Origin of the sequence: Pseudomonas sp. 2VD (genome assembly GCF_005503585.1) — a bacterium.
In the GTDB taxonomy this organism is placed as follows: Bacteria; Pseudomonadota; Gammaproteobacteria; order Pseudomonadales; family Pseudomonadaceae; genus Pseudomonas; species Pseudomonas aeruginosa.
Genome location: NZ_SCND01000366.1, coordinates 1 through 5,887, shown reverse-complemented (window position 1 = coordinate 5,887; position 5,887 = coordinate 1). Strand labels below are relative to the sequence as shown.

Annotated in this window: 4 protein-coding genes; 1 reads left to right on the top strand and 3 read right to left on the bottom strand. The window is 65.7% G+C overall.

Features of this window, described 5'->3' with window-relative positions:
* Window positions 1-2,394: xanthine dehydrogenase family protein molybdopterin-binding subunit (locus FFS27_RS27200; protein WP_137952333.1), on the bottom strand; the 2,394-nt coding region annotated here is incomplete at its 3' end.
* A gap of 310 nt (window positions 2,395-2,704) precedes the next feature.
* Between FFS27_RS27200 and FFS27_RS27190 the strand changes: the two genes are divergently transcribed.
* Window positions 2,705-3,916, top strand: coding sequence for an MFS transporter (locus FFS27_RS27190; protein ID WP_003110884.1), 1,212 nt, complete (start codon window positions 2,705-2,707; stop codon window positions 3,914-3,916).
* A gap of 159 nt (window positions 3,917-4,075) precedes the next feature.
* On the opposite strand, the gene FFS27_RS27185 is transcribed toward FFS27_RS27190, so the two are convergent.
* Both FFS27_RS27185 and cdrB read right to left on the bottom strand, forming a co-directional pair.
* Window positions 4,076-4,465, bottom strand: coding sequence for a hypothetical protein (locus tag FFS27_RS27185; protein ID WP_003106768.1), 390 nt, complete (start codon window positions 4,463-4,465; stop codon window positions 4,076-4,078).
* Window positions 4,466-4,767: 302 nt separating this feature from the next.
* On the bottom strand, window positions 4,768-5,887 hold a 1,120-nt coding region (gene cdrB / locus FFS27_RS27180), incomplete at its 5' end, for a two-partner secretion system transporter CdrB (RefSeq protein ID WP_137952332.1).

The following is a 5,887-nucleotide window of genomic DNA, read 5'->3' as shown; positions in this document are numbered from 1 at the left end:
GTAGTAGGTGACCATCGCGTTGTTCAGCTGGGTCGCCGGATAAGCCGGATTCTGCCGGTAGAGCAGGTGGAAGCCGGCGCTGTTCATCATCGCCTTCTTCACTCCCGGCGCACCGTCGCCGTACTTCACCGCCATGGCGTCGAGCGGCAGGCGTTCGCGTACGCCATCGATGACGAAGTCCGCTTCGGCCCAGCTCCAGCGGTTGAAACCGTGGACGCTGACGCCGGTGACCAGGCCCATCTCGTGGGCCTTCTTCGCCAGCTCGGCGAAGGGAATCGGCGCCAGGCCGTTGCCGGTCAACTGGCCGTCGACCCATACCGCGTTTTCGCGGCGCACCACATAGGGATTGGCCTGGCCGCCGAACGGACCGCTGCGCCACAGCGCCAGGGCCGCCGGCCACAGGCCGTGGTTGAACAGCACGCGCGCGGCTTCGCGGGTGGCGTGGCTGAAATAAAACGCCGAGTTGGTCGCCGACGACGGCGAGGCCAGCTTGCCGACCCAGCGCGGATCGCGTAGCGCGGCGTCCTGCTCGGCCTGGCTCATCAGGTAGGGATTGCCCTTGGTGGTGAGCCGCAGCTCGGGCCATTCGGTCTCGGCGGTCTTCACCTCGTCCGCCGGACGGCCGAGGAAGTCGCCGACCACGAAGGCCTGCGAGGTGGACATCCCGGTACCGATCTCGGTGCCGATGTGGCGCAGGCTGATGCGCCCGTCGGCGCTGAACTCGATGCTCGCCATCGGCGCCTCGGCGCCGGTGCCGAAGTCCTTCTGGCAAATGGCGAAGCCGACCCCATACCAGTTGTCCGGGTCCTCCGCGTCGAAGCGCTTCTTGCGTGCGTCGCGGTCCTTCCAGACCTCGTGGGCAGCGGCCTTGTCGAGGATCTCGTGCAGGCGCAGGGCACCGGCCGGGACCGCGCCCTGGGTGTTCTTCATGCCCGAGCGCAGGGCGTTGCGACGACGCAGGTCGATGGCGTCGACGCCCAGCCGGCCAGCGATCTCGTCGACCATCATCTCGGTCGCGGCCATGGTCTGCAGGGTACCGTAGCCGCGCATCGAGCCGGCCTCCACGCCGCGCGAATGATAGGCGGTGACCGCCAGGTCGTTCTGCGGCATGTAGTAGATCGACTGCGCGGCGGTGGCGCCCACCGCCGCCACCGAGGCGCTGTAGTTGGCGCGCCCGCCGCCGTCGGCGCTCATGTCGGCGCGGAAGATGCGGAAGCCGAGGTCGTTCCTGTCTACCGCCAGTTGGTAGCGGATGTCGAACGGGTGGCGCTTGATGCCGCTCTGGAACTGCTCGTAGCGGTCGTTGGCCAGGCGCACCGGCACACCCTCGCCATACAGCGCGGCGAGCGCGGCATAGAAGACGAAGATGTTGTTGTCCTTGGAGCCGTAGCCGACGGTATAGCCCGGATGGATGTTGAGCTTCTCCAGGGCGAAGCGCGACGGCTTGATCATGTGCACGCTTTCGTAGGCGACTTCGAACGGGCACTGGGTGGCGACCACGAAGTGCAAGGTCTTGCTCGCCGCGTCGTACCAGCCGTTGCCGTTGTCCGGCTCCAATGCCGCCGGCTCGATCGATGGGGTCTTGTAGCGCTCGTCGAAGACCAGCCAGTCCTGCGGCGGGTTTTCCAGTTGCTCGGCCATGCGCTTGGCATGGAACAGCCCCTGCTCGGTGAGGTCGCCGTGCAGCTTCGGCTCGCGGGTCCATACCGGTTTGCGGTTGAGGATGGTGGGGAACAGCATCGAGTCCTTCAGGCTGGAGAACTCGTCGTCCTCGTAGGGCGTCTTGCCGCCGACCCGGACGAAGCGATAGCTGCCGTAGGGATCGCCCTGGTACAGCGGGGCCTGGGCGCCATAGCGGATCGCCTTGTCGTTGAACTTGAGCTTGAGCTTGGCCCGGCGGAAGCGCTCGAAGTCGTTCCAGATCAGGATCGCCACCGGATGGCCGATGAACATCGGCACCTTGCCCGGCGGCAGGAGCGGATCGGGCGAATGCGCCTCGGGGAAGACGATGCCGTCCTTCTCCAGGTCGGCGGCGGTGACGATACGGTCCGGCTGCAACTCGGCGCCCAGCCAGGAAAGGTCGTGGCCTTCGTAGATGCGGTCGGCGCGAACAGTCTTCAGCAACATGGCGTGGCCTTGCTGCTGCGGCCAGCCGGGCATGTCCCTGGCGCGGATATCGCGGGCGAACACCTTGTTGCCGCAGACCTTGGACAAGGCGTCGTTACGGAAACGGACCTGGCCGTTGCCCGCCATCCAGCGCTGGGCGGAAACGGTCACCTGGTTCTCGAACAAGGCAGCGAACGCCTGGCTGCCGAGCGGCGCCAGGGTGACACCCACGCCGGCGATCAACCCGCCCTGGAGAAAGGCGCGCCGGGATATATCACGGTTGGACATGCAAGTTCCTCTGGGTGGTACGGTTCCCACCCATGTCGTTATTCAGGCTTGAACAGCTCGCCCGGACGGACGAGGTGGAGCACGCAGGCGGAAAAACCTGACTCAGGAGTTAATTTTAGCGACAAGTCGCACCCGAGGAAAAGTCCCGTCTACCGCTGGAAGGCCCCATGGACACTCGACTTTGGTCGTCCGCCAGGTCGGCTCCAACCTTTTCGTGCGCTTCTCCGAATCTTCGATTTCGGCAATGGCAACAGCCAAGAGGTAACCGCATGTTACTCTCCGCCCTCCTCTCGAAACGCCCGACCCCAGCATGTCCAGCCAACCCAGCTCCCTGCTCCGCCATCGTCCCTTCCTCGCCTTCTGGCTGGCCCGCGTCTGCACCGCCAGCGGCTTCCAGATGCTCACCGTGGCCATCGGCTGGCACATCTACGAACTGACCGGCAATGTCCTCGACCTGGGCCTGGTAGGCCTGGTCGAATTCCTCCCGCGGGTACTGTTCATGCTCCACACCGGGCACGTTGCCGACCGCTACGACCGACGCAGGATCGCCGCCCTCTGCCAGACCGGCCAGGCCCTGGTGGCGGTGGCGCTGGTGCTCGGCGCGGCTTCGGGAGAGATCACCCGCAACATGATCTTCGTCCTCGCCTTCGCCCTCGGTACCGCCCGCGCCTTCGAAATGCCGACCACCCAGGCGCTGCTGCCGAACCTGGTACCGGCCGGACTGTTCCCGCGCGCGGTGGCCGCTTCGGCTTCGGCGATGCAGGCGGCGACCATTGCCGCCCCGGCCCTCGGCGGCCTGCTCTATGCGTTCGGTGCCTCCTGGGTCTACGTGCCGACCGCGACTCTCTACGTCCTCGCCTGCGTCCTGACGCTCAGCCTGCCGGTACGCAACCAGCCGCTCACCCAGGGCAAGGCCACCCTCGACTCGCTGCTCGCCGGCATCCGTTTCATCCGCAGCCGACCGGACATCTTCGGCGCAATCTCCCTCGACCTGTTCGCCGTGCTCCTCGGCGGCGCCACCGCCCTGCTCCCGGTGTTCGCCAAGGACATCCTGCTCACCGGGCCCTGGGGCCTCGGCCTGCTGCGCTCGGCTCCAGCGGTGGGCGCCCTGGCGATGTCGTTCTGGCTGGCGCACTTCAGCATCGAACGCAACGTCGGGCGGATCATGTTCCTCTCCGTGGGCATCTTCGGCCTGGCAACCATCGCCTTCGGCCTGTCGAAATCGTTCTGGCTGTCCCTCGGCGTGCTGGTGGTACTCGGCGCCGCGGACATGGTCAGCATGGTCATCCGCGGCGCCTTCGTGCAGCTCGAGACCCCCGACGAGATGCGCGGCCGGGTCAGCGCGGTGAACGGCCTGTTCATCGGCGCCTCGAACCAGCTCGGCGAGTTCGAGTCCGGGCTCACCGCACACTGGTTCGGCACGGTACCGGCAGTGGTCCTCGGCGGGATCGGCACCCTGGTGGTCACCGGAGCATGGATGAAGCTGTTCCCTAGCCTGGCGCAACGCGACCGCCTGCACTGAGGCCAATGCCGTCGCGCGTCGCTGCCCCGACAGCGGCGTATCGGCGATAACGCCTGGGGCGTTATCCGTCCTCCCCATGGAACACCGCACCTTCTCGGCAATAAGAAAGCCCGGCATCGAGCCGGGCTTTTCTCGCACCTTGCGGCGTGATCCGCGGTGTCAGGCGGGGCGCCGCATCTCCCGATGCAGGCGGTCGACGGTGCGCTCGCTACCGTTGTCGGCCAGGCGCAGATCGACGCGCCCCATGTCCTTGTGCAGACGGTCGACGGTCTGTTCGCTGCCGTTCTCGGCCAGGCGCGCCTCGCGGCTGGTCATGTCGCGGTGCAAGCGATCGATGGTCTGCTCGCTGCCGCTTTCGGCGACCCGGCGTTCTTCCTGGACGCGCGGCGCCTGGGTCTTGCGCAGGCGCTCGAGGGTACGGTCGGAACCGTCGGAGGCGATCAGTTGTTGGGCACCGCGCAGGGCGATGGATTCGACCCGCGGTGCGGCGAAGGCGGCATTGGCGGTCAGGGTAGCAAGGGCGATGGCGAGGATCAGCGGGCGTTTCATGGCAGTGGCTCCAGGTATTCGTTACGTGGGGCCATTCTCTGTTCGGGAAAATCGATTGGAAAACGAAGCGCGCCAATAGTATTCATCGACGTTTGAAATAGTGCGAATAACCGCTCTAGCACAGCAGTTACAGCAAGAATACGCCTCTCCGACCGACCTCGACACGGATTGACGGCATCGATATGAAGAATCGAAGAAATCGAAAGTTTGAGAAAAACACTCGGAATTGAGCACGGACCTCCCTCTCCGCAGAACCGGAGAGGGGCTCCGTCAGCAGCCTCCGGAACGGAGGCCGGCAGGGTTCAGAAGCGCGCCACCACGTTGAACAGGACCCGCGTCTCGCGCTTCCCATCGCGCTGGTCGGCTGGCTCGCCGATGACCTGGCGGGCAATCTCCGGGTTGAACGACAACTGGTCGGTGAGGTTGAAGCGCACCCCGGCACCGATCGAGCCGAGCTTCTGCTGCTCGTCATCGTCCACGTCGAGGTTGTAGGTCTTGCCCCAGTCGTAGAAAGCGTAGGCCTGGTAGCTGCGCAGCCAGCTATAGCCCACCGCCTGGCCATAGCGCGGTTCGAGCTTCAGGGCGAAGCCACGGTCACCGGTGATGTTGCCCGGGGCGAAGCCGCGACCGATCCCGCTGCCGCCAACGCCGAAGCGCTCGCTCGGCAGCAACGGGTCGAAGCTGTACTGCCATTGCAACTCGCCATACACCGACCAGGGTCCGCCGAGCCCTTGCAGACGCCCGATGTTGCCGTTGAGATAGACGAAACGTCCGTCGGCCACTTCGCGGGAACGACGTTCATCGTCCTTCTTGGTCGCGCCCCACATGTCCAGGCCGATGTTGTTGCGCACCTCCGCCAGGTTGATGCCCATCCAACGGTCGACCCAGTCATAGGTCAGGCGTTGCTGGAACACCCGCACATGGTCACGACCGGGGTTCGAGGCGTCGCTGGCGAAGTCGCGCAGGCGGGTCTCGGTATCCTTCCACTGCAACGCCAGGCCGCCGCTAAGGTTCTGCGAGCGCGAGCGGATGAAGGGATGGTTGTAGGAAATGCTGCCTTCGGTGCTCTTGCTGACGCTGTCGAAGGGGAATACCGAGTCCGGGATGTCCGGGTTGACCTTCGAATAGGAACCCATGATCTGCAGGGTATCGCCGGCGAACATGCCGCCCAGCGGCAACGTGCCGCGCAACTGGATGTAGCGGGTGGCATCGCTGAACGGCGAGATCGCACCGAGCACGTCGATCTGCTCGTAGAAGCCCAGGCGGGAGAACTCGGTGGCGCCGAAGGCCAGGGTGGTCGGGTCGGTGTAGTGCGAACCGCGGTTGTCGAGGCTGACGAAGCCTTCGTATCGCTGCTGCTGCAAGGCCACGTCGAGGTTCGACGAGCCCAGCGCCTGACCCGGGCTGAGCACGCTCTGCACG